Annotated in this window: 19 protein-coding genes and 1 tRNA gene; 6 read left to right on the forward strand and 14 right to left on the reverse strand. The window is 43.8% G+C overall.

Going from position 1 to position 25,815, the window contains the following annotated elements; translation table 11 throughout:
* The first annotated feature begins 970 nt into the window (after positions 1-970).
* Positions 971-1,855 (forward strand): DUF5677 domain-containing protein, encoded by an 885-nt coding sequence (locus EO130_RS13985; protein WP_127142158.1) that lies wholly within the window; start codon positions 971-973, stop codon positions 1,853-1,855.
* A 42-nt stretch (positions 1,856-1,897) separates the two neighbouring features.
* Here the strand turns inward: EO130_RS13985 and EO130_RS13990 are convergent, their stop codons facing one another.
* From EO130_RS13990 to EO130_RS14015, 6 genes are all read right to left on the reverse strand, one after another.
* Positions 1,898-3,133: a site-specific integrase gene (locus EO130_RS13990; RefSeq protein WP_127142159.1), complete on the reverse strand. Its 1,236-nt coding sequence runs from the start codon at positions 3,131-3,133 to the stop codon at positions 1,898-1,900.
* A gap of 253 nt (positions 3,134-3,386) precedes the next feature.
* Positions 3,387-3,460, reverse strand: a tRNA-Asp gene (locus EO130_RS13995).
* Between the two features lie 125 nt (positions 3,461-3,585).
* Positions 3,586-4,515, reverse strand: coding sequence for a DUF58 domain-containing protein (locus EO130_RS14000; RefSeq protein ID WP_127142160.1), 930 nt, complete (start codon positions 4,513-4,515; stop codon positions 3,586-3,588).
* Positions 4,516-4,757: 242 nt separating this feature from the next.
* Complete coding sequence (gene trxA, locus EO130_RS14005) at positions 4,758-5,075, reverse strand: thioredoxin (RefSeq protein ID WP_127142161.1); 318 nt, start codon at positions 5,073-5,075, stop codon at positions 4,758-4,760.
* Between the two features lie 102 nt (positions 5,076-5,177).
* Positions 5,178-9,563 (reverse strand): DNA polymerase III subunit alpha, encoded by a 4,386-nt coding sequence (gene dnaE / locus EO130_RS14010; RefSeq protein WP_127142162.1) that lies wholly within the window; start codon positions 9,561-9,563, stop codon positions 5,178-5,180.
* A gap of 147 nt (positions 9,564-9,710) precedes the next feature.
* Entirely contained in the window at positions 9,711-10,166 is a 456-nt protein-coding gene (locus tag EO130_RS14015; protein ID WP_127142163.1) for a ferritin-like domain-containing protein, read from the reverse strand.
* Positions 10,167-10,430: 264 nt separating this feature from the next.
* Here EO130_RS14015 and EO130_RS14020 point away from each other — a divergent pair, with 264 nt between their 5' ends.
* A complete protein-coding gene (locus tag EO130_RS14020) occupies positions 10,431-11,000 on the forward strand; it encodes a 30S ribosomal protein S16 (RefSeq protein ID WP_127142164.1) in 570 nt (189 codons plus the stop codon).
* Between the two features lie 12 nt (positions 11,001-11,012).
* Positions 11,013-11,540 carry a ribosome maturation factor RimM gene (rimM, locus tag EO130_RS14025; protein ID WP_127142165.1) on the forward strand — a complete coding sequence of 176 codons (528 nt, stop codon included), beginning with the start codon at positions 11,013-11,015 and terminating at the stop codon, positions 11,538-11,540.
* A gap of 136 nt (positions 11,541-11,676) precedes the next feature.
* Here rimM and EO130_RS14030 read toward each other — a convergent pair whose 3' ends face one another.
* Positions 11,677-12,186, reverse strand: coding sequence for a hypothetical protein (locus EO130_RS14030; protein ID WP_127142166.1), 510 nt, complete (start codon positions 12,184-12,186; stop codon positions 11,677-11,679).
* Positions 12,187-12,264: 78 nt separating this feature from the next.
* Between EO130_RS14030 and EO130_RS15730 the strand changes: the two genes are divergently transcribed.
* Positions 12,265-12,444, forward strand: a complete 180-nt coding sequence (locus EO130_RS15730) for a hypothetical protein (RefSeq protein WP_417935518.1) — start codon at positions 12,265-12,267, stop codon at positions 12,442-12,444.
* Between the two features lie 56 nt (positions 12,445-12,500).
* On the opposite strand, the gene EO130_RS14040 is transcribed toward EO130_RS15730, so the two are convergent.
* A complete protein-coding gene (locus EO130_RS14040) occupies positions 12,501-13,247 on the reverse strand; it encodes a porin family protein (RefSeq protein WP_241244368.1) in 747 nt (248 codons plus the stop codon).
* Positions 13,248-13,317: 70 nt separating this feature from the next.
* Between EO130_RS14040 and EO130_RS14045 the strand changes: the two genes are divergently transcribed.
* Positions 13,318-13,977 (forward strand): tRNA1(Val) (adenine(37)-N6)-methyltransferase, encoded by a 660-nt coding sequence (locus EO130_RS14045; protein WP_241244369.1) that lies wholly within the window; start codon positions 13,318-13,320, stop codon positions 13,975-13,977.
* Positions 13,978-14,021: 44 nt separating this feature from the next.
* Complete coding sequence (locus tag EO130_RS14050; RefSeq protein WP_127142168.1) at positions 14,022-15,200, forward strand: acyl-CoA dehydrogenase family protein; 1,179 nt, start codon at positions 14,022-14,024, stop codon at positions 15,198-15,200.
* Positions 15,201-15,208: 8 nt separating this feature from the next.
* On the opposite strand, the gene EO130_RS14055 is transcribed toward EO130_RS14050, so the two are convergent.
* The 6 genes from EO130_RS14055 to EO130_RS14080 form a co-directional block, all read right to left on the reverse strand.
* Complete coding sequence (locus EO130_RS14055; protein WP_127142169.1) at positions 15,209-17,509, reverse strand: FdhF/YdeP family oxidoreductase; 2,301 nt, start codon at positions 17,507-17,509, stop codon at positions 15,209-15,211.
* Between the two features lie 5 nt (positions 17,510-17,514).
* Complete coding sequence (locus tag EO130_RS14060) at positions 17,515-17,940, reverse strand: DUF7009 family protein (protein ID WP_241244370.1); 426 nt, start codon at positions 17,938-17,940, stop codon at positions 17,515-17,517.
* Positions 17,924-20,923 carry a DNA polymerase III subunit alpha gene (locus EO130_RS14065; RefSeq protein WP_127142170.1) on the reverse strand — a complete coding sequence of 1,000 codons (3,000 nt, stop codon included), beginning with the start codon at positions 20,921-20,923 and terminating at the stop codon, positions 17,924-17,926. The genes EO130_RS14060 and EO130_RS14065 overlap by 17 nt, the downstream gene beginning before the upstream one ends.
* Before the next feature lie 151 nt (positions 20,924-21,074).
* Positions 21,075-22,289, reverse strand: coding sequence for a DNA polymerase IV (dinB, locus tag EO130_RS14070; protein ID WP_127142171.1), 1,215 nt, complete (start codon positions 22,287-22,289; stop codon positions 21,075-21,077).
* 437 nt (positions 22,290-22,726) lie between these two features.
* Positions 22,727-23,698, reverse strand: coding sequence for a formimidoylglutamase (hutG, locus tag EO130_RS14075; RefSeq protein WP_127142172.1), 972 nt, complete (start codon positions 23,696-23,698; stop codon positions 22,727-22,729).
* 4 nt (positions 23,699-23,702) lie between these two features.
* Positions 23,703-25,712, reverse strand: coding sequence for a urocanate hydratase (locus EO130_RS14080; RefSeq protein ID WP_127142173.1), 2,010 nt, complete (start codon positions 25,710-25,712; stop codon positions 23,703-23,705).
* Between the last annotated feature and the right edge of the window lie 103 nt (positions 25,713-25,815).

Below are 25,815 nucleotides of genomic sequence, written 5' to 3' on the forward strand. Positions count from 1 at the left end.
GCTATGGGACAAAAGGATATCGTGAACCGGAAAAGTGTTTCGTGTATCCCATAACTCTAGTCATGAATGAATCAAATGGGATTTTTGGGCTTTTTCTTAAAGAGAATATCAAATAGGGTCAGGCCCGCTCTAGAACTGGAACCGACCGATGATAAATACTCTATTAAAAAAATAAGCCTTTTGTTTCCCATAATCCATTGGTTGGGCGACACCCCGAAAGGACCAAAGAAACCAAACGCTAAGAAAAAGTTGGGCGTGAAAACTCAACTTACCGTATTAGAGGTACTGGTATACCCAGCAATCGATAAGAGAGCTCACGCCCGGGTCGTGAGCCATTCTGCTTATCATCTCGATTGCATAAAATTACCAGTTTTCTAATACGAGATTCAAAGCGATAGCTTCAAATATGTTCTAAACGAAGAATCGCAAATGTATGTATTCAATTTCAAATATAACAAAATATCCCAAATGCGGAATACATACCGCATTTTTTTCTCCTTCATTTTATTCTTTTGAATGGTTTGGATTATAACAAGGCCATATATGGATACATTTACACCCTTTGGAAAACCTCTGGTCTTTCCATAAGAGGTTTCGCTGCAATCCATACTTTTGAAGAGCGCAGTATGCGAGATATTATCAAAGCTGTTAAGGAAGACAAAGACTATCAAATTTCTTTACCAACCTTATATAAAATATGTGAGTCGCTGAATATTTCACTCTCCCAATTTTTTATAGAGGTTGAAAAGTGGCAAAATTCAAATTAATTGCTTTGAATTAATGTCTGATTCACCTTTATTGGAAATTTCTTACATTTATCTTCGTCTCCCCCCAAGTATTATTGAACGATAGAAAGCTATGCTTTTTAATTCAACAGAAAAGCTTGTGCATAGCCTACCGAATTGGCGGTATTTGCTGAATTAAGCAGGGTATATAGACTTGTTAGCACCAATTTGTACAAAATGAGAATATGAATAATGAAGAAAAAATAAAAACTCTTATAAAAGAAGCGAATAGTTTAAATCTTTCTTCATTAATTCCAAGTCTCGAAAAAGTTTTGCAAGAGAATGCTTTTGTAGTGCAGTCTTTTTATGATACCAAACCAAAATTGGACATCGGTGAAGCATATCAGGAAACTCTTTTAATTAAAATAATTTTTACCTCTCGAAGCATATTAGAGTTATCGAAAGGCATTGAATTTGGAATATTAAATAGAAAAGAGAGACCCTTAATTATTGACAGGTCATCACTTTACATATTGACAAGGTCAGTAATTGAATCCTTTTTGACTTTAGAATATTTATACTTCAATAACTTATCAAGAGAAGAACAAATATTCAGATATAATCTTTGGAGAATTTCAGGTTTTATGGCAAGACAAGATTTTGGAAAAACAAAAAATAAAAAGTTTTTGTCCAAAATGGAAAAAGAAAAAGCGGCAATAAATGAACTGAAAAAGACCATCAAAACAAGTCCTTATTATTCGAAATTAAAACAACAGCAATTGTGGAAATTGGACAAGTATGGTTTACCTAGAATTATGAGTTGGTCTGAACTTTTAAAACAGAGCATACTGAAAACGGATTTATTTGAAAAAGTTTACAAACTTTATTCAAATTATGCCCACTCTGAATTTATTGCGATGATTCAACTTAACGAAGGAAAGATGAGCAAAGCAGATTCATTTAATGCTGAAACCACTGTTACTACTTTAAATAATATACGTGTAATAAATTGTGTTTCTATAATTTCCTTCATAAACAAATATGAATTCGCAAAAGATAAATATATGGAGATTGACGAATCATCAAGATATGTGATTGAATTCTGGAATAAATTTGGAATTGAGGAATGAAAAAACTGGTGTAGCCTTTCTCCTTTTAGAACATCGCTAAATTCATATTGACTTTGCAAATTCTAATAGGGCGGGGTCATTTTTCAACTTTTCCATATCATCCGAAATTTTACTGTCCAAGACCTTGGCATAGATCTGTGTTGTCTTCAAAGAGGTATGCCCCAGCATTTTGCTTACTGACTCAATGGGTACCCCATTTGAAAGGGTAACGGTCGTTGCAAAGGTATGTCTGGCCAAATGTGTGGTCAATGTCTTTTTGATCTTGCAAGCTGTGGCAATTTCTTTCAAATAGGAATTGGTTCTCTGATTGGTGTACACTGGTAGCAGTGTCTTTTTTTGAATTACCCTTGGATGTTCTTTGTACTTGTCAATAATGGCCTCGGGAATGCTCAATAGGGGAATACTGCTCAAAACCTTGGTTTTTTTCCTTTTTGTCTTGATCCATTTGTTTCCATTGATGTCCTTGACCAAATCGTCCTTGGTCAACTTTTCGATATCGGCAAAGGCCAGTCCGGTATAACAGCAGAACAAAAACATGTCCCGTACCGTATCCAGTCTCTCAAATTCAAATTCTTGCTTGAGCATCACTTCCAGTTCCTTATGGGTCAGGAACTCTCGCTCTTTTTGTTTCCAACTGGCCGACCAATTGAAGAAGGGGTCCCGGTCAATCCATTGATTGGCATAGGCGATGCGAACAATTTTTTTGAAATTGACGATATATTTGGTCGACGTATTGTGAGAGCAATTTTTTTTGCTCTTTAAAAAGTAATCAAAGCCCGTTATAAACTCATAATCGATTTTTTTAAGCGGATAATCCTTTTTTTGGTACTTGTGCACTATATAATCGGAGATGTGAGATTTGGCGGCTTTATAACGTTGAAGTGTTCCGGCTGAATATTCCTTGCCCACTAAACTTTCCATTTCATCATTGTGATCTTGGAATATTTCCAAGATCAGATACTGTTTTTGGCCCTTGCCCAAAAAGGTGTTCTTTACCGTATCTGCATCCACGTATTCTTCATTGCGTACGAGCTCATCATAGATGGAAACACACTTAGCTTTCAATGTGTCGAAGAACCGGTTCAATACCAGTGTTTCTGGGGTTTTTCCCCGCAATCGACCAGTCTTGTTATCCCATTTCAAAGGGTCAACTTTTTTGCCCGTACTGAACTCTGCACGCTTGCCATCCAGTGTAATACGGGCATAGATGGGCACTAATTTATTGGTACTGGATTTTCTTTTTTTAGGATAAAAAATGACGTTGATGGTAGTGAACATGGCAAAAGGTTTTGATTTAACACTTTGAAGATACAAAAAGGGGTCTTAAATAAATGTTAACAAATCCTTGCAATAAGTTGCAAAACAGTCTATTACAGCGATGGCGGTGAGCACTTTTTTGAAAGTAAAATGCGCACCGAATTGCTCACCTTTTATATGGTGTTTTTTGCTATTTTTTGGTGCCAATGGAAATGAAAAAAGCCTGTAAACATCTCGTTTACAGGCTTTTGCATAAATTTGGAAATATTCCAAGCGGTCTGGACGGGACTCGAACCCGCGACCCCCTGCGTGACAGGCAGGTATTCTAACCAACTGAACTACCAGACCAATGATTTTATCTTTAGAAGACTCCCACAACAGTGGGATTCAAATCTTGTTCAATGCTTTTGAAAAGCGAGTGCAAATATACATTCTCATTTCGGATATGGCAAAACATTTTTTCAAAAAAAGCATTAGCCAAATTTTTGCCGCTCTATCATAAAGGAATTCAACACTTGCGAGAAGTCAGAACGAATATCAACTCCCACATATTTTATTCGGTATTGTGCACACCTCATTTGGAGGTCCTTTTGATATTGTGACACTTTTTCGGAGTAGGCTTTTTTAATGGAGTCGGCATAGATGTCGATGTGTGCGCCTGTTTCCACATCTACAAAACGTTTAGGGGCATTGTCAAAATTAAAATGTAGTTCGTGTTCTTGGTCCAAGAGATGAAATAAAACCACCGAATGCTTGTTGTATTTCAAATGGCGCAATGCCTCAAACAGTTTTTCCTCTTCCGTTTCTGTTTGGAACATATCCGTAAACAGAAAGATTAAACTTCTCCTATGGATTTTCTCTGCAATCTGTTGAAGAAAGGTATAGGTTTTAGTCTCTTGGGATTGATTTTTATGGGCAACAACTTCATTCAATTTGGAATAGAGCATTTGGAAATGCCTTTCACTATTTTTTTCCGAAGTATGGAACTCATAACTATCGGAATAGATGCTGAGTCCCACCGCATCGCGCTGCTTCTTCAATACTTGCATGAGGGCGGCTATGGACAGCACACCAAAACCAATTTTGTTAAGGTTGCCCAAAGCATAATCCTTCACTTCTGGGTAGTACATTGATGCAGAATTGTCCAAAATCATATGGCACCGTAGATTGGTCTCATCCTCAAAACGCTTGGTGTACAACCGGTCGGTTCGTGCAAAGAGTTTCCAATCGATGTGCTTGGTACTTTGTCCGGGGTTGTAGATTTTGTGCTCGGCAAACTCCGCAGAAAAGCCATGGGACGGACTTTTATGGATACCACTGATAAAGCCCTCCACAATCTGATGGGCCAATAGCTCCAAATTCTGGAAAAGATAAGCGTTGCTAAGTTCCGATCGTACGTCCATAATTATTTTGAGCTGATTTCAATTTAGTTTCAAAGATGTCAGGTCGAGCGCAGTCGAGACCTCATTAATGACCAAAAATACCCTAGGCCTCTCGACTGCACTCGAGATGATAATTGCTGAAATTCACAAAACAACAAACAATGGTTTAAAGAGTGCTTTTTTGTTATTTCTACGGACAAGATAAAATAAAAAAGGCTTGGCGCATGCCAAACCTTTTTTAAAATCCATTATCTTAACAAGTCTTACAAGGCTGCATCAATCGCATCCGTGTACACTTTCTTGGGAGATACGCCTACTTGACGGTTCACTACCTCACCATCTTTAAAAACCAAAACGGTAGGGATGTTACGTACGCCGTATTTGGCGGCAAACTGTTGATTTGCGTCAACATCTACCTTGCCTACTACAGCCTTACCTTCGTATTCCTGTCCAACTTCTTCAATAATCGGACCTACCATTCTACAAGGCCCGCACCATGCTGCCCAAAAGTCAACTAGGACAGGCTTGTCACTTTTTAAAACTACTTCGTCAAAAGTTGCATCTGTTATTTCTAGTGCCATCTTATTTGTTTTAATATTATGCAAAGTTAGTCAAATAATGCCCATCTAACTTACATTGGGCACATTCGTTTTAATTATTGCGCCATTGGCATTCATTATAGGTCAATTGAGTTTATAATGAATTTCATGGGCCTCCAGCTCCGAAAGTAATTCACTGTTTATCTTCACCTTTTGTTTTCGGCTCGACAGTTTTAGTTTGATTTCTTCCTGCATCTCATAAATTATAAAACTTATGGGATGATCTCCCTTGTGCATCCGTAAGGTTTCCTTTAGCGTATGGATTCGCTGTTCCTGCAAGCGATCTATGTTCAATTTGATGGTCAGTTTTTTGGCAAAGGCGTCCATCACATCCTGAAGCTGCTTAAAATCGTTGAATTGAAGCCGAGGCTCCCCCTTCTTGCCCGTTTCCCGATTGACCCAGCCCTCACGAACAAAAGCCCTCACATGCACAAAAGAGTTAATCATTAGAAAATGGCGGAACTTTAAGTATTCCTCCCCAAAAATGCGCAATTCGTAGGAATCGTTATAATCTTCCAAAGTGAAGAGTCCCCAACCTTTACCGTTTTTGGAAACCCGGTGCTGCACATCGGTGATGACCCCGGCAACCGTAAGCTCACGGTTCACATGCTCCTCCAAACGCGAAAAATCAGATACCGTATTGTTGCAAAAGGCCTTGATCTCTTTTTTGAAATCATCCAAGGGGTGGCCCGAAATATAAATACCGACCACTTCCTTTTCTCGGCGCAATTTCTCCATGGTGCCCCATTCCTCGCAAGGCGGCACAATGGGTTCTGGAATCTGCACCTCGCTGGCCTCTCCAAAAAGACTTACTTGGGATGAATTTTGGTTCTCCTGAAACTTGGAGCCGTATTTCACCGCCTTTTCCAAGAAAGAAATGCCGTCGCCATCATCATGAAAATACTGCGCCCGGTGTGTATCTCCGAAGGAATCGAACCCTCCGGCAAGGGCCAAGTTTTCAAAAGCTTTTTTATTGGCGGCACGCAGATCGACCCGTTTGGCCAAATCAAATATGGACCGATAGGGACCGTCCTTTTTTCGGTTTTCCACAATGGTCTCTACGGCCGAACGCCCCACACCCTTAATGGCGCCCATGCCAAATCGTACCGCATTGTCCTTGTTTGCGGCGAATTTATAGTAGGATTCATTAACGTCAGGCCCCAAAACCTCAAGTCCCATCCGTTTACATTCCTCCATAAAAAAGGTGACCTGCTTAATGTCGTTCATGTTGTTGCTCAGCACGGCTGCCATATACTCGGCAGGGTAGTGGGCCTTTAAATAGGCCGTTTGATAAGCGATATAGGCATAACAGGTGGAGTGGCTCTTGTTGAAGGCGTAGGAGGCAAAGGCTTCCCAATCCTTCCAGATTTTTTCCAGCACATCACGTGGGTGCCCATTTTTTTCGCCACCATCCAAAAACTGGGGCTTTAATTTTTCCAACAGGGCAAAAATCTTTTTACCCATGGCCTTTCGCAGAACATCGGCATCACCTTTGGAGAATCCGGCCAATTTTTGGGAAAGCAACATCACCTGCTCTTGGTAAACGGTAATCCCGTAGGTTTCCTGCAGGTATTCTTCCATTTCGGGCAGGTCGTAGGTAATCTCCTCCTCACCATGTTTACGGGCAATAAAGCTTGGGATATATTCCATAGGCCCAGGTCGGTACAGGGCATTCATGGCGATGAGGTCATCAAAAACCGTGGGTTTAAGGTTTTTCATGTGCTTCTGCATACCTGGGGATTCGTATTGGAATATCCCCACTGTATCACCGCGTTGGAAAAGTTCATAGGTCTTTTCATCATCCAGCGGAAAATCATCTGGCACCAAATCGATGCCCGTGCGTGCCTTCACGATTTTAACGGTATCCTTGATCAAGGTCAAGGTTTTCAGTCCCAAGAAATCCATTTTCAGCAGTCCGGCACTCTCCACTACGGAGTTGTCGAACTGGGTGACGTATAGATCGGAATCCTTGGCAACGGAGACGGGTACAAAATTGGTAATGTCGTCCGGGGTAATGATGACCCCGCAGGCATGGATACCCGTATTTCGCAATGAACCTTCAAGTACACGGGCCATTTTTAAGGTCTGACCTTCCAAATCGTCGGTTTCTGCAATATTGAGCAGCTCATTGACTTTTTCCAGTTCTTCGGAACGGAATTTTTTCTTCAGTTCTGCTTCGTCTACCCCAAATATCTTGTTGAGCTTGGACATGTTGGGAATCAACTTGGCAATGCGATCGGCATCACCTAAAGGCAAGTCCAAAACACGGGCAGTATCGCGAATGGATGATTTGGCCGCCATGGTTCCATACGTGATGATTTGGGCTACTTGGTTGGCCCCGTATTTGTTGATCACATAATCCATCACTCGACTACGGCCTTCATCATCAAAGTCAATATCGATATCGGGCATGGAAACCCTGTCCGGATTCAAGAACCGCTCAAAAAGTAGGTCATACTTCAAGGGGTCGATGTTGGTAATGGTCAAACAGTACGCCACTACCGAACCTGCTGCGGACCCCCTTCCCGGACCAACGGATACGTCCATATTCCTAGCTTCGCGGATAAAGTCCTCAACAATCAAAAAGTATCCCGGATATCCCGAATTTTTGATGATTTCCAATTCGAAGTCTATCCGTTCCCTGATTTCGTCCGTGATTTCACCGTACCGCTTTTCGGCCCCTTTATAGGTAATATGCCTTAGATATGCGTTTTCTCCACGGTTGCCGCCATCAATGTCATCTTGAGGGTCTTTGAATTCCTCTGGAATACTGAATTTGGGCAGCAAAATATCGCTAGCAAGGTCATAGGGTTCCACCTTGTCCACAATTTCCTTTATGTTGAGAATGGCTTCGGGAAGGTCCTTGAAGAGTTCCTTCATCTCATCCGAAGACTTGAAATAGTACTCTTGGTTGGGCAGCCCATAGCGATAACCCCGCCCTCGGCCAATGGGAGTGGATTGCTTTTCCCCGTCCTTTACACAGAGCAAGATATCGTGTGCCTCGGCATCTTTTTTGTCACAATAATAGGTGTTGTTGGTGGCCACTAGCTTTACGTTGTGGTCTTTGGCCATGTGCACCAACACTTGGTTCACCCGGTCCTCATCTTCTTGGCCATGGCGCATGATCTCAATGTAGAAATCATCCCCAAATTGCTCTTTCCACCATAACAGGGCCTCTTCCGCCTGTTTTTCGCCAACATTAAGAATTTTGTTGGGTACTTCACCATAGAGGTTTCCAGTGAGGGCAATTATATTTTCCTTGTATTGCTCTATGACCTTTTTATCGATTCGGGGCACATAATAGAAGCCGTTGGTATAGGCGATGGAGGACATTTTGGCCAAATTGTGATATCCTTTTTTGTTTTTGGCCAATAACACGATCTGATGCCCGTAATCCTTTACGTTTTTATTGGTGTGGTCTTCGCAGACATAAAATTCGCAACCCACGATGGGCGTAATCTCCTTTTCGGTGGGTCGCTCGCCATTGGCAATAAGTTCTTCGTTTTTGGCCTTTACCACCTTGTTGTGCGCCATCACTTCTTTCACAAAGTGAAAAGCCCCCATCATATTGGCATGGTCGGTAAGGGCAACTGCGGGCATACCGTGGTTGGCTGTGGCCCTGACCAAATCTTTAATGTTGATGGTAGATTGGAGTACCGAAAACTGGGAATGGTTGTGCAGATGAACAAAGGGTTCATCTTCCAAGGTTTCCACATTTTCTTGGATTTCCTCGTCTGAGACCCCACCGGTATCTTCGGCCCAAAGAGCATCGGCAATTTTTTTGGAGGCTGCCTTTAGATTGATGTGCTTTAAACCGATGAGTTCAATTTCTTTCGGATTGGCTTCCGAGAATCGCTCAAAATAATCGGGCTGGACATCAAGCTCTTGGTGGGAGTACTGTTTTTTTCGTACCAGTTCCAAAAAGCAACGGGTCGTCGCTTCCACGTCGGCCGTTGCATTATGCGCTTCGGCAAAAGGTTCCCCGAACAAAAATTCATGGAGTTCGGTAAGGGTCGGCAATTTGAATTTACCGCCGCGTCCTCCAGGAATCTTGCAAAGTTCTGCGGTATGTTCGGTACAGGTGTCCAGAACAGGTAGGGTGGTAAGCGGACTTTCCAATCCTTCGCGATGGAATTCACAGCCCATTATATTAATGTCGAACCCCACATTTTGACCCACCACAAACTTGGTCTGTTGGAGCGCTTGATTGAAAGCTTCCAAAACCTCGCTTAAAGGCGTTCCCTTTTCTTCGGCCAGAGCAGTGGAAATACCATGTATCTGTTCCGATTCGTAAGGAATGTTGAACCCTTCGGGCTTTACCAAAAAGTCTTGGTGTTCTATTAAATTACCGAGCTCATCGTGCAACTGCCATGCTATTTGTACGCATCTTGGCCAGTTGTCGGTATCGGTAATGGGGGCATCCCAGCGTTTGGGCAAACCTGTGGTCTCCGTATCAAAAATCAAATACATAGGCTATCGCTCTCGGTCAAAAAAAGAGTAGCTAAAATTACGGAAGAAGATAGATTTGATAAAAAAGAGTTGTGAGGAGTTATCAACTAAAAGAAGCCGGGAACGCTTCCCGACTTTTCTTCTAATGGTATCTATTGACTTTTGGAGTTACGATACTGCTGTTTCAAATATGTTTGCTGTCTCCAATGTTTCCCTGATAGCGTTTCTGTGACGCATCAGTAAACTCTCAGTGGATGGTGGCAACACAAAGTCTTTGTCATGGAGAATATCATTGTAAGTGGCAATAGCCTCTTTCTCCCCACGGTGCACTTCTTCCAGCATGGCTTCTTCATTGTTTTGCGTAAACAATGATTTAAAATCTATCCAAGATCGGTGCAAAGTTCCTTTTGCGCTTCCACCTTTTTCAGGTGCTTGTCCAAAGGAACGTATTTCCGCTTTTAGTTCTTGGCCAAAATTGTATCGCTGCTTGGCGCTGTCGATAAAGAATTGTTTAATGGTTGTATTATCTACCTTTTCGGCTGCTTGTTTAAATCCTTTTTCAGCATCATAGGTTCTTTCCAAAAGTTCGTTCAATTTGTTCGACATTTCTACTGTGTACTTCATAATCTAACTTCATTTTATCGGTTATCGGTCACCGACTTTCGATGACTTCTACATACAACTTACAGATAATCAGTGGAATCACAAATATTTAAAGGGGTTTATCAAAGGTTTAACGTGTTGATGCCCAGTTATTAAAACCATTTAACTTTTTTTGGTTGAGATGCTGGGCTATAAACAAATAAGTGTATATTTGCACCCGCTTAAGCGATAAGTAATAAAAAAGAATTAATAACCAGGGTCGGGCACCCTACAAATTAATGTGATATGCCAGTTAAAATTAGACTTCAGAGACACGGTAAAAAAGGTAAACCATTCTATTGGGTGGTTGCTGCAGATGTAAGAGCCAAAAGGGACGGTAAATACTTGGAGAAATTGGGAACTTATAATCCAAACACCAATCCAGCTACCATCAACCTAGATATCGACGGAACCGTAAAATGGTTGCAAAATGGTGCACAGCCAACTGATACTGCTAGGGCTATTCTTTCTTACAAAGGTGTTTTGTTGAAGCACCACTTATTGGGTGGTGTTCGTAAAGGAGCATTGACAGAGGAGCAGGCTGAAGAAAAATTCAACGCTTGGGTAACCGAGAAGGAAAATGCTATCCAAGCCAAGAAAGATGGTTTGAGCCAAGCCGAAGCCGAAGCCAAGGCCAAAGCTTTGGAAGCTGAAAAAGAAGCGAATGAAAAGCGAATCGCCGCTGCACAACCTGAGGAGGAAGTAGCAGAGGAAGCTGCGGAAGAAACTACAGAAGCTGCTGCTGAAGAAACCGCTGCTGAAGCACCTGCCGAAGAGGCTCCTGCTGCAGAAGAAGAAGCTGCCAAAGAAGAATAGAAATCAAAGACAATGCGCAAGGAAGACTGCTTCTACCTGGGCAAAGTCGTTTCAAAATATAGCTTTAAGGGCGAGGTATTGGTAAAATTGGATACCGATGAGCCCGAAATCTACGAAAATATGGAATCAGTGCTTGTTTCGTTGGGAAACAACCTGATTCCATTTTTTATTGATAGATGTCGATTGCACAAATCCAACCTATTGCGTATCGATTTTGAAGAGGTGAAGGACGAGCCTTCGGCAGATAAGTTGATCGGGTCTGAACTGTACCTTCCCTTGACGATGTTGCCCCAGCTTAGCGGAAATAAGTTTTACTACCACGAGGTCATTGGTTTTACGTTGATGGATGAGGTTCATGGGGATATCGGAGTTATTGTTTCGGTAAACGACAATGCATCACAAGATTTGTTTGAAGTCAAAAAAGGGGACAAGGAACTTTTTATCCCCATTACTGATGAAATCATCACGAAAGTGGACCGGGAAAATAAAACTATCCATGTAAGGACTCCCGAAGGTTTGGTGGAACTTTACTTAAGCTGAAAAACAAAAAGGAGGCAACATAGTCTCCTCCTTTTCTAATAAAACGAAACGAACTTAGTTAGAGCTGATAATATGCATCTAGGTGGTCTGTTTTTCCAAAATGTGAATGCGCTCTGAACCTTAAAGGTGCTGATTGTTAAAAATGGAATACAAATCCGATCAGTCCTTGAAAAGCGCTTTGTGCTTTCATTTCATCCAACGTGGCATTGTATCGCAATGTAGGTTCGATACTTACATTGTTTGCAACAAACCAAGCATACCCGCCTTGTATACCAAGCCAATTGGCACCATCACCATCAATACTGGCTCCGGTGAAGTCGATTCCAACAGGAATTTGACCAATGATGTAGTACTTGGCACCAATTTTATAGTTGAATTGTCCATCCATGTCATCTCCGCCTACATAACCCAAACCAGCTTTAAGGGCTAAATTATCAGATAGAAAATAACCACCTTCCATGCCCACAGAATAAACAGTAAACCCATCAGTTGATGCCAGGGAAAACGCAGTACTTCCCGTGGTCAACGTGCCTGTGTTGGCCTCAATGATCCAACTTCCTTTTGACAAAGCACTCGAGCTGTTGGCATCTTGGGCAAAGGCAGACAACCCTATAACTGCAAATAACACAAAAACGACTTTCTTCATAATCATAAGTTTTAAAAATTGGTAATGATTTTATTTGGGGTAACCCCTTGTTAATAGCTCGGCAAATAACTGTAAACGTTGGGAAAAATTTTTACAGAATTGACGGATGCCCCTTCTGATCTGATGGATGGGCCTTCTGATCTGACAGATACGATTTTTATCCCCATCACCGATGAGATCATCACCAAAGTGGACCGGGAAAATAAAACTATCCATGTAAGCACTCCCGAAGGTTTGGTGGAACTTTACTTAAGCTGAAAAGCAAAAAGGAGGCAACATAGCCTCCTCTTCACTTAATAAAACTAGACGAAATTTTATTTTTTCCACTTGCCACCACCTAGGTAGAAGCCTAGTGATATGCCCAAATAAGAGTTTTTCACTTCTGCGCCTTCTCCCAAGTCAGACTTGCCAATAAGATTATAGCTTGCAGCCAAACGCAATTTGCCAAGTTCAAAACCAGCACGAATTAATCCACCAAACTTTCCATCAAGCTCAAATTCTTCGCTATCCGGTCCTAGTTCATCAAAGCCAATATTAGCCAAAGAGCTGTAACCTACACCTGCTCCCATAAAAGGGGCAAAGGATGAGCTTCCTGAGTTGAAATAGTAATCAAATGTTCCAGAGACGGTTCCACTTGCTACCAAACTACCTTCAATGGAGAAACCATCTGAGGTTACATTCTTAGCCATTGCTGCAGATTCATACCTTAGGCCAATGCTCATATTGTCAGCGATATTGTACTTTGGTTCAATGGCAATTAGGACGCCACCACCACCATCTGGAATAGTGTATCCAGCATCAAGGCCTACTCGGAATTTGTTTTTTTCTTGCGCTTGGGATACTTGAACCACAGCTAGCATAAGTAGGAATACAAAAACGATTTTTTTCATAATCAAAAGTTTAATAAAATTGGTAATGATTTTAAATGGGGCTTCTCCCCGGTTAATAATTCGGCAAGTAACTATAATCGCAAGAATAAATTTGCCCTCAATTGACGGATGCCCCTTCTGATCTGACGGATGGCCCTTCTGATCTGACGGATGTAATTTTGGTACAATCAATCGGCGTATATTTGGGCACATGAAATCGTTCCAATTCAAACAATTTTCCATTCAACAAGATCAATGTGCCATGAAAGTAGGAACCGATGGCGTTTTGTTGGGAGCCTGGGCCTCTTTGGATCATCAACCAGACAGTATTTTGGATATAGGTGCGGGAACAGGACTCATTGCTTTGCAACTGGCACAGCGTTCCTCCGCCGAGGCCATAGATGCCATTGAGCTGGATGATGCCGCGTATGAGCAGTGCGTGGCCAATTTTGAGGCTTCACCCTGGGCAGACAGACTGTTCTGTTACCATGCCGGTTTTGATGAGTTTGTGGATGAAATGGAAGACAAGTATGATTTGATTGTGTCCAATCCGCCTTTTTATGCTGAAGATGTTGCTAGTGGCAACACGGCCAGGGACCAAGCGCGGCAAAGCAATTCGCTACCGTTCGGGGAATTGATTCAAGGCGTAGTGCAATTTTTGACAGATAAGGGGATTTTTTCCGTTATCGTTCCCTTCAAAGAAGAACAAGGTTTTGTCCAGTTGGCACAAAATGTTGGTCTATATCCCAATCGAATCACAAGAGTCAAAGGAAATCCAGAGACTGATTTTAAACGAAGTTTGATGGAGTTCAGTTTCCAACAGAACGAACCTCAAATGGATACCTTAATTATTGAAAAAGAAAGACACCAATACACCGAAGCATACATCAAATTGACCCAAGCATTTTATTTGAAAATGTAACAATGAGCCAATGAAATGTTATATTTACTAAAAATTGAATTTAGATGAAGCCCGACTTATTTGAAGCTCCAGATTACTACAACTTAGATGATTTACTTTCCGAGGAACATAAATTGGTCCGCGATTCTGCCCGCCAATGGGTAAAGCGCGATATATCCCCTATTATTGAGGACTATGCCCAGAGGGCGGAATTCCCCAAACAAATTATTGGTGGACTGGCAGAAATAGGTGCTTTTGGCCCCTACATTCCCGAAGAATACGGGGGAGCAGGTTTAGATCAAATCAGTTATGGATTGATCATGCAGGAGATTGAACGTGGTGATAGTGGGGTTCGTTCCACGGCATCTGTGCAATCCTCTTTGGTCATGTATCCCATATTCGCCTATGGTACCGAAGAGCAACGCAAAAAATATTTGCCCAAATTAGCAACAGGGGAGTGGATGGGCTGTTTTGGCCTTACCGAACCCAACCATGGATCAAACCCAGGGGGGATGGAAACCAAGTTCAGGGACGCTGGCGACCATTATGTGCTGAACGGTGCCAAACTTTGGATTTCCAATTCACCATTTGCCGATGTGGCCGTAGTGTGGGCCAAAAATGAGGAAGGTCGAATTCATGGATTGATTGTGGAACGTGGCATGGAAGGTTTTTCCACTCCAGAGACCCATAACAAATGGTCGTTGCGTGCCTCCGCCACAGGGGAACTTATTTTTGATAACGTAAAAGTGCCCAAGGAAAATTTATTACCCGGAAAAAATGGCTTGGGAGCGCCACTGGGTTGTTTGGACTCTGCCCGCTACGGCATTGCATGGGGTGCCATAGGTGCCGCCATGGACTGCTACGATACCGCATTGCGCTATGCCAAGGAGCGTGAGCAGTTTGGTAAGCCTATTGCCGCATACCAACTCCAGCAGAAGAAATTGGCCGAAATGATTACCGAAATCACCAAAGCCCAGCTATTGGCTTTCCGTTTGGGACAGCTAAAGAACGAAGGCAGGGCAACCACGGCACAAATTTCCATGGCCAAACGGAACAATGTGGAAATGGCCATCAAAATTGCCCGTGAAGCAAGACAGGTGTTGGGCGGAATGGGCATCACAGGGGAGTACAGCATCATGCGCCACATGATGAACTTGGAAAGTGTGATTACCTACGAAGGTACGCACGATATTCATTTGTTGATCACCGGTGCAGATATTACGGGAATCCAAGCGTTCAAATAGGGGAAGGCTCAGGAAATTTTTTCTATCGTAACCCTAATCGATTTGCTAATTGGCGTCTGGCTCTTGTCCGCAAAATGGTTGTGGGGTACCAACATATTCGTCTCTGGAAAATAGGCGGCCATATTTCCCTTGGGGATATCGTAGGTCACCACCAAGAATTTTTCAGCAGTTCGTTGGATGCCGTCATAATGGCTATGCAGGTTGACAACATCCAATTGTTCCAATCCCTTTTCGACCATATCCTCTTTGTTCATAAAAACCACACGACGTTCGTTGTGGATGCCGCGGTATCGGTCGTTCAACCCATAAATGGTTGTGTTGAATTGGTCATGGGAGCGAATGGTCATCAACAATAATTCATCAGCCTGTAATTGGTGGTCGGGTAGAGGAGTGATGGACAATTGTGCCCTACCATTGGGAAGCATCCTAAAATCCCGATTGCGGACATTGTTGGGCAAATAGTACCCGAATCCTTTGGAACGTTCGCTGGTATTTTCAAACCCTTTCACCGTTTTGTCTATCAATTTTCGGATAAGGTTGTAATCCTGACCTAATTCATACCAATTCATGGAGTGGTTACCGCGAAAATACGTGTGTGCTAGGAGTGCAATGATTTCAGGTTCACTTTTGATGTGCTCTGAAGCTGGCCTCAATAATCCCTTGCTCTGACGCACTTTGCCCGTGCTGCTTTCCATGGTCAAAAATTGCAGCTCCCCATTTTTTTCATCTTTTTCAGAACGACCAAATGTGGGTAATACTAATGCAGTTTTGCCCGTAATCAAATGACTTCGATTCAGTTTGGTGCTGATTTGTACCGTTAACTCACAATTTTGGACAGCCTCGGCAGTGTATTTGGTGTCCGAGGCGGCCATCACAAAATTACCGCCCAAACAGATAAATACCTTTGCTTTTTTCTCATGCATCGCTTCGATGGCCTCCACCGTATCGTATCCTTTTTCGGTTGGTGGATCAAAATTGAGGTGCTCCTGGATTTTCTGGTTCAATCCTTTGCTTACGTAGTGCATGATGCCTACGGAGCGATCTCCCTGCACATTGCTGTGTCCTCTTACCGGGCAAGTCCCTGCAAAGGGTTTGCCAACAGCTCCCTTGAGCAGCAAAATATTTACATACTCTTTGATGCAATCCACCGCATTTTTATGCTGGGTGATTCCCATGGCCCAACAGATAACGATTTTGGAGTTTTCCGCCAGCAGTTCCACCACCTTATCAATTTTGTGCATATAGACCCCACTTTTTTGTTGAAGGCTCTCCACATCGTAACGATTTAAATCTCTCAACAGTTCATCGTACCCATCCACATATTCCACGATAAACTCGTGGTCGAGTACGTTGTTGGTTGTAGCATCCAGCGCCACCAATTTTTTTAAGATCAGTTTGGCAAGGGCCACATCCTCATTGATTTTTACGGGCAAGTGAATATCGGCAATGGGCTGTCCGTTACCCAACATATCAGAAACGCTTTGCGGATTTTTAAAGTTGACCAATCCTGTTTCGGCCAAGGGGTTGATGCTGATGACTTTTCCCCCGTTCTTTTTGCATTTTTCGAGTGCCGATAGCATTCTTGGATGATTAGTACCAGGGTTTTGTCCTACGATCAAAATCACCTCTGCCCCGTACAGGTCGTCCAGCTTTACGGAACCCTTTCCAATCCCCAAAGTTTCGGAAAGTGCCACGCCAGATGATTCATGGCACATGTTGGAACAATCCGGCATGTTGTTGGTTCCAAAGGCACGGGCAAACATGCCATAAAGGTAAGCGGCTTCATTACTAGATCTTCCCGAGGTGTAAAAAATGGCCTCGTTCGGATTTTTGAGCTGATGGAGTTCGTCGGAAATCAATTCAAAGGCATCTTGCCAAGAAATGGCCTCGTAATGGACACTATTTGGTCTTAAGACCATCGGTTCAACGATACGTCCTAATTTATTGAGCTCAAAATCACTGAGTCTGGAAAGTTCTTCTACGGAATGTTCCGCAAAAAAATCGGCGCCTATGTGTTCTCTTGTGGCTTCATCGGCCAATGCCTTTGCACCGTTCTCACAATACTCGGCGATTTTGGAAGGATGTTCGGGGACGGGCCAGGCACAACTGGGGCAGCGAAAACCGTCCTCTTGGTTCATTTCCAGTAAGCTACGCATGGAACGGACAATTCCCATTTCCTTAAAACCATGCCGCAAGGCTTCCTTTACCCCCAAAAGGCCGGCTGAGGTCTCCATGGGTTCCTTGAGGCGGAGCCCAGTAAATTTAATGTCTCCGGTTAGGGAAATGTTCCGTTTTGTTTCGTTCTCCATGATGGTCAGTGTTGCAATTTTGGATTGGGATAGTTGTCCGATTGGTCTTCCGCCCGGTTCTCAAGACAAGTGAAGTCTTTTTCCAATAACAGATGCAGCTTTTTCCCTTTGGGAAGAGTCATTTCATGTTCAAAACCGACCGTATTTTCGTGGAACCAATTTTTTCCATCTGCTTCTGGTACCGTCATTACGATTTCATCATGGGAGTAAGAAGCCTCTAAATTTTTGATGGACGGTGTAAGCTTGACTTGGTAGTGAAAAGTGTTGGAGCCAAATTCGGTGGTTTCCCTTATCGAACCTGTTTCGGATAACTGTTTTACCTCACTTTGGGTCAATCTAAACCTTATGGAATTCCCTTTGATTCTGATTTTCATGTATTGGAATAATTCGTCCTCGTAAGTTACGGTATTCCGTTCACTTCTTCGAATCAAATAGCTTTTTGCTCATCCTCATATCGGCATATCTAGGGTCTTGGACGTAATTTTCTTTCTTCATTTTGATGACTTCGATACTTAGAAACCCAAATTCTTCCACCACTCTGCCATAAAAACGATAAATGCCCTTGCCCCTAAAATAGTATTTGGCAGCAACGGGCGGAAAGAGTACCGTATCGAATACTTCGCCGTGCTGGTCTACCAAAGTGGCAAAGTGCATACGCTTGCCGTGATGGGTGGAGGTGTTTTTTACCGTGACCAAGTATCCGTAAATATCGATGTACTTGTTGAGGTGCCGTTCCAGGTCTTTTTGTCCGTTGCTGTTTTTGGGAGTTTCCTCCAGCAATTCAAAAGGACTGCAAAGACAGAATCCCAAAAGTTCCCATTGCTCAAAAGCGGTCTCCAATGCCGTAGTGTTCAGTTGGGGCATTTGAAATTTTTGATGTCTGGGCGGAAAAAGCTTTGGGTGTTCCAGCCGGTCGTTCTTGGACAGCATCAAATGGGCTTTCCATAGCAGTTCGTGCTTGTTGATTCCCGTAAAACGAAAGGCATCGATGCGAATCAGGATGGAAAGTTGTTCCATTCGGATAAATACGCGGTCCAAGAAATCTTCCAAAGAGGAAAAACTTCCGTGGAGCATGCGCTCTTTCAGAATGCGTTCCATGACCCTGCTCTCTAGATCACGGAGATACATCATGCCCAAGTAGATGTGCTTGCCGTAAATGCGGTTTACGGCCATACTTTTGTTCACGCAGGGCGGATGGATGGTGGCGCCCATCATACGGGCATCGTGCACATAGAATTCCGAACGGTAGAACCCACCCCCATTGTTGAGCACGGCCACCATATATTCCAATGGAAAATAGGCCCTCAAAAACAAACTTTGATAGCTTTCCACGGCGTACGAAGCGGAGTGCCCTTTGGCAAAAGCATAACCTGCGAAGCTGGCCACCTGGTTCCAAATTTCGGAGATCAGGGATTCTGGGTAGCCCTTTTTTCTGCAATTGGAAATAAACTTGTCCTGCACTTTTTGGAACTCTTCCCGCGAACGGAATTTCCCGCTCATGCCCCTGCGGAGCACATCGGCCTCGCCGAGGTCCAGACCGGCAAAATGATGGGCCACTTTGATCACATCTTCTTGGTAGACCATCACCCCATAAGTGTCCGGCATTATTTCCAACATCACGGGATGAGCCTTTTCTTCGGTTCTGCCCTTGTTGCGATGGCGCAGAATATATTCCCGCATCATACCGCTTTTGGCCACACCGGGACGGATGATGGAACTGGCGGCGACCAATCCCAAGTAATTATCGACCTGTAGTTTTTTGAGCAACATGCGCATGGCGGGCGACTCCACGTAAAAACAGCCCATGCACTGTGCAGTTTTGATAAGGTTGTTGATTATGGGGTCTTTTTTAAAACCTTTGATGTCGTGGATATCGATATCGGCATATTTTTCGGGTTGGTTGTAAGCAACAATCTCCAACGCCTCCTTGATCTTGCCCAAACCCCGCTGTCCCAAAATATCGAATTTATACAGGCCTACATCCTCGGCAATGACCATATCGTACTGCGTGGTGGGAAAGCCTTTTGGTGGCAAATGAGTGGCAGAAAACCAATGCAAGGGTTTGTCACTGATCAAAATCCCCCCTGCGTGAATGCTCAAATAATTAGGTTTGCCTTTGAGCAAGCTGCCATATTTCAGTACGAGTTTGGATACATGGTCCAGTTGGTCAAGGTTATATCTTCCTGCCAGCAAAAAATCAATGTCCTGTGGTGGGAGCCCAAAAACTTTGCCCAATTCCCGAATAACGCCCCGTTCTTTAAAAGTGACGTAGGTGCCGAGCAGGGCCACATGTTCAAAGCGCTTGAAGATGTATTCAGTCATGGCAGGGCGATCCTTCCACGAAAAATCGATGTCAAAGTCGGGCGGATTGGCCCGGTAGAGGTTGATGAATCGCTCAAAATAGAGGTCAAGTTCCATAGGATCCACATCGGTAATGCGGAGCAAGTAGGCTACAATGCTGTTGGCGCCACTTCCTCGACCCACGTAAAAGAAACCCCTTCGCCTTGCTTCGGAAACAATCTCCCAATTGATCAAAAAGTAGGAAACAAACCCCATTTTTTTGATAAGGTCCAATTCCTTGTCCAAGCGACTTTTGATGGAATCGTTGACTTCTTCATACCGATAGGGGAGTCCTTCGGCACAGAGTTGGTCCAAGAGTTGTTCATCTTCTTCCACGCTGCCCAAAAACGTTTTTAGGTTTTGGGGTTTTCTGTCTTTTGAAAAATCAAAATGGATGCTGCACTTGTTGAGTAGTTTTTCTGTGTTTTCCAGAATAAAAGGGAACTCGGAAAACGCAGCAGCCAGATTTTGGACGGGATACATTTTTTCTTCCTCGTGGGCCTCCTCTTCCTTTGGAAGTTTGCTCAGCAGTACGTTGTTATCGATGGCCCTGAGCAATCGGTGGGCGTTAAAGTCCTGTTTGTTTCGGAAGGTTACGGGCTGCTGCACCACCAATTTATGGGTGAGCGATGCCAATTTGGAAAAGGGAAGTCTTCGCAAGTCCTTGATGGAGATGCCCACAAACTCATGTTCCTGAAAAAGGTCGAGCTCATTGAGCAGCACCTGTTCAAACGGATATACCACAAACGCATTCTTAAAAGCTGGTGCCCGATTAGGAATCTTCAATCCACGGTGAAGGTGCTGGGACAAAAAATCGTTCAGTTCCAGATAGCCCTCATTATTTTGTGCAATCCCGATAAAGCAGGGGAGCACTCCATTCCTAAAATCGATACCCAGAATGGGTTTGATGCCAAATTCCGGTGCCTTCCGAACAAAGTTCAAACCCGCTGAGGTATTGTTGATGTCCGTAAGCACCAGTTGGGTCACATGGTTCTGCTTTGCCAATTGCAATAGCTCCACCTCCGAGAAAGTCCCGAATCGTAAACTGTAATATGTGTGGCAGTTGAGGTACAATTTTCAATGTTCAGTTATCAATTATCAGTTGTGAGGTCGAGCTGTCATATCGAGCGGAGTCGAGATGTGAGACCGACTTGTAAAATCTGGATTAAAAGCACCTCTCGACTTAAGTTCATCTTGAGCGTAGTCGAAAGACTTGAGGTGACAATTACTGTTTTCTGTGAGCCAAAACCACGGGTGGTTCCCCGTTAAAGGGGTTGTGCATGCTCCCGATGGTCTTTGCGCCCATGGCAGAGGCGCGAACCACGCTCCGGCATCCAAATCGGTTCCGCACATGATCCATGGCCTTGTATAGGTTCAGGGTTTCTTCGGTGTCCTCAAAAAGGTTGATTTGATAATTGCCCGAGACCAAATGACTGAATCGAATCCCGATGAGGCGGACCAGCATCCGTTTGTTGTACAGCGAGTCGAACAGCTCCAATATTTTTGGGATGAGCACATGATCCGCACTCGTGTACGGAATACGGGATTGCTTGGAATAGGTGTTGAAATCGGAATATCGAATCTTTACTGCGATACAGGCCGTTAATTTATCGCCCCTTCGCAGTTGGTAGGCCAGATTTTCGGTCATGGCAATCAAAATGCCCCTTAGTTTGATGACGTCGATGGTATCTCTATCAAAAGTCCGTTCATTGGAAATGGATTTTCTATCGTGGAACGGAATCACGGGCGTATTGTCTATGCCATTGGCCCTTTTCCAAATCACCCTGCCATTGGCACCCAATACCCGTTGCATAATGTCCATGGGCATATCTTGAATGGTCTTGACCTGCCGTATACCCAGATTTCGAAGGGTTTGATAGGTTTTATCGCCCACCATTGGTATTTTTTTGATGGAAAGTGGAGCCAAAAACGGCTTTTCCAGACCAAAATCGATTTTGAGCTGATTGTTGGGCTTGGCCTCATTGGTGGCCACTTTGGAGACCACTTTGTTCACCGATAAACCAAACGAAATGGGCAGTCCCGTTTCCCGAATGATTTTCTGACGCATTTCCGTGGCGTATTTATAGCAACCAAAAAAGCGGTCCATGCCCGAGAGGTCGGCGTAGAACTCATCAATGCTCGATTTTTCGAAAACAGGCACATGTTCTTTGATGATTTCCGTCACCACATCCGAATATTTGCTGTAGGTGCCTGCGTTTCCACGAATGACCACGGCTTCGGGACAAAGTTCCTTGGCCATTTTCATGGGCATGCCGGAATGCACCCCAAATCCACGGGTCTCGTAACTGCAAGCCGCCACTACGCCACGGTCACTGGTGCCGCCCACCAATAAGGGCTTGTTCTTAAGCTCTGTATTGATGATGCGTTCCACGGATACATAAAAAGTATCCAAGTCAAGATGCAAAATCGTCTTTTCCATTGTTCAGTTGAAGGAAAGCTAAATTATGGAAATATTCCTATAAAATGGAAATAATCCAAAAAATAAATATCAACAACCCTTGCTGTTATTTTTTCCGAAAAATCATCCTATCTTTGTACCGTTGTGTTGGATTCCAGTCGCGACGATTGGAATCAGGTTGAAGCATCAAACCGATGCTCGCCAATGAAAGGCTTTCCTTTTGGAAGGCTTTTTTTGTTTGTGAAACCCAATTTTGAATCAAGTTCAAAATTGATGGTTGAACTAATTCCGACGCAGGTCGGAATCCTTTCCTTCTGAATTGTTGCAATAAGACCTCTCGACTGTGCTCGACCTGACAAATAACAAAGCATTTTTGGTAATTCGTGCAATTCGTGTCAAACCACACTTTGTCGCCCTATAAGATTTTTTGCTTGGCTCGGAATGACCAATAAGTATCGTCAACTTCCCGAAACAGCATGCGCCACATGATGTACCAGCGAAGCGGCCAATTTTGCCGTTTGCCCATCGATATCATATTTCGGGTTCATCTCGGCAATATCCAGACTAATCAATTTTCCAGAGCCGATAATCGTTTTTAAACATTCCAAAACCATATATGGGCTAAAGCCCATTGGAGAAGGGGCACTGACCCCAGGAGCATAAGCAGAAGAGAACCCATCTAAATCGATGGTCACGTAAATATGGTCCACATTTTTGGCAAACGCATTGATCCAAGTGGTGATTTCTTCTAGCAAAGGAATTTGAAAGGTGTCGTTCATCACATAAATGACATCCAAATCTCTGGCCGTTTGAAAAAGGCTTCTATCGTTGGCATCTTTTCGGATACCGAGGCAGAGGTAATTAAAATCGATGCCCTTCTTTTCGCAGTCTTTGGCTATCTGATAAAACGGGGTACCCGAGTTACTTTGCTCCGTGTTTTTCCGCAAATCAAAATGCGCATCAAAATTGATGATGCCGATGGTCTGTCCTTCTTTTTTGGCGTCCAGATACTTTTTGATGCCGTTATAATGGCCATAGGCCATATCGTGTCCGCCCCCTAAAACAATAGGGAACTGTTTTTTCTCCAATAAGGTTGTGACAGCTTCGGTAAGCTGATTTTGGGCAGACTCCATGTCGCCATCGCTGCAAACCACCGAACCAACATCGTGCAAAAGCACATTGCTCCCCAAATGGTTGGGCATTTTCCCAAAACTGTTTTTGATGCTATCGGGACCTTCAGCAGCGCCAATGCGTCCTTGATTGCGGCGCACACCCTCATCGCAGGCATAGCCCAAAAGCGCAATGGATTTTTTCTGGGCTTCGGGAAGTTCCTCCAAAGGTGTGCAATGCGCTTTTTCGTGCAGGTACAGCCATTTGTTGGAGACTCTACCTGTCCAAAGTTCTTTTTTCGGGGGGGCGTAGTGTTTCATAGCATTAAAATAGGTCGTCCAAAATATCGGACTCTACAAGATAAGGCAAAGTTACCTTTAAATCTGTGGTACGCTCCATTTCACGTTCAATGGCAAAACGGGCTTCCTTGTTCCGTGCCCAGCTTCTTCGGGAAATCCCATTGTTCACATCAAAAAACAACATTTTCTTCAATCGGTTGGATGCCTCTTCGGAACCATCGAGCACCATTCCAAATCCGCCATTGATTACTTCTCCCCAGCCAACACCGCCACCGTTATGAATGGAAACCCAAGTGGCTCCCCTAAAACTATCACCAATTACATTTTGAATGGCCATATCTGCGGTGAACTTGCTGCCATCGTAAATATTGCTGGTTTCCCTAAAGGGAGAATCGGTTCCGCTCACATCATGATGGTCCCTGCCTAAAACTACGGGAGCAGTGATTTCACCCTTTGCAATGGCAGTATTGAAGGCATCTGCAATCTTGCTTCGTCCTTCAGCATCAGCATAAAGGATTCGAGCTTGTGAACCTACCACCAATTTGTTCTGTTCCGCTTCCGAAATCCATTTGATGTTATCCTGCATCTGCTGTTGAATTTCTTCAGGCGCTTCGGATTTGATGCTTTTCATCACTTCCAAGGCAATAGCATCGGTCTTTTGAAGGTCTTTTGGATTACCTGAGGTACAGACCCATCGGAACGGGCCAAAACCATAGTCAAAGCACATGGGCCCCAAAATATCTTGGACATAGGATGGATACCTGAAGTCGATGTTGTTTTCGGCCATCACATCGCCGCCCGCTCGGGAAACTTCCAACAAAAAGGCGTTTCCGTAATCAAAAAAGTAGGTGCCTTTTGCTGTGTGTTTGTTGATGGCATCGATTTGTCTCCGCAACGATTCTTGTACTTTTTTCTTAAAGGCTTCTGGGTTTTCCACCATCATGATGTTTGACTCTTCAAAAGAAAGCCCAACGGGATAATAGCCACCCGCCCAAGGATTGTGCAAAGAGGTTTGGTCGGAACCTAAATGAATGAAAATGTCTTCTTCGTAAAAGCGTTCCCAAACATCCACCACGTTGCCGATATAGGCCAAGGAAACCACTTCCTTGTTTTCCACAGCCTCTTTGGTACGAACCACCAACAGATCTAAATCGACCAACAATTCATCAACCCAACCTTGGTCGTGGCGTTTTTTGGCGGCCTCGGGGTTGACTTCGGCACAAATGGTAATGCCCCCAGCAATGTTTCCTGCTTTGGGTTGGGCACCGCTCATACCGCCCAGTCCAGCGGTCAAAAAGATTTTGCCTTTGGGCGATTCGTTTGGCTTCAATACTTTTCGAAATGCGTTCATGACCGTAATGGCCGTTCCGTGGACAATCCCCTGTGGGCCAATATACATATAGGAACCAGCCGTCATCTGTCCGTATTGGGTCACACCCAGTGCGTTGAAGCGTTCCCAATCGTCAGGTTTAGAGTAGTTGGGAATCATCATCCCGTTGGTAACGACCACTCGTGGTGCTTCTTTGGAGGATGGGAAAAGGCCTATTGGATGACCGGAATACATGTGCAGGGTCTGCTCTTCGCTCATTTCCGCCAAATATTTCATCGTGAGCAGGTATTGCGCCCAGTTTTGGAAAACCGCTCCATTTCCGCCGTAGGTAATGAGCTCTTCGGGATGTTGTGCCACGGCAGGGTCCAAATTGTTCTGGATCATGAGCATAATGGCCGCCGCCTGATGTGTTTTGGCAGGGTATTCCGAAATGGGCCGTGCATACATCTCGTAATCGGGCTTGAACCGATGCATGTAGATACGACCATAGGTTTTTAGCTCCTCCGAAAATTCTGGGGCCAGTTCCTTGTGCCAAGGCTCGGGAAAATAGCGTAGCGCATTCTGTACAGCCAGTTTTTTCTCCTCTTTGGTAAGGATATCCTTCCGTTTTGGGGCAGGGTTGCCATTTTTGGGATATGTTTTGGTGGCGGGTAATTCCGAAGGAATTCCTTGAAGAATTTGCGATTTGAAAAGATCTTTTTTCATTGGTAATTAAGAATGATTTGTCATTCCTGCGAAAGCAGGAATCCAAAAAATAGGGTAGTGGATTCCGCATCTTGCTTCGACTACCTGCCTGCGGCAGGCAGGC

This window comes from Flagellimonas marinaquae (assembly GCF_003992675.1).
Taxonomy (GTDB): domain Bacteria; phylum Bacteroidota; class Bacteroidia; order Flavobacteriales; family Flavobacteriaceae; genus Flagellimonas; species Flagellimonas marinaquae.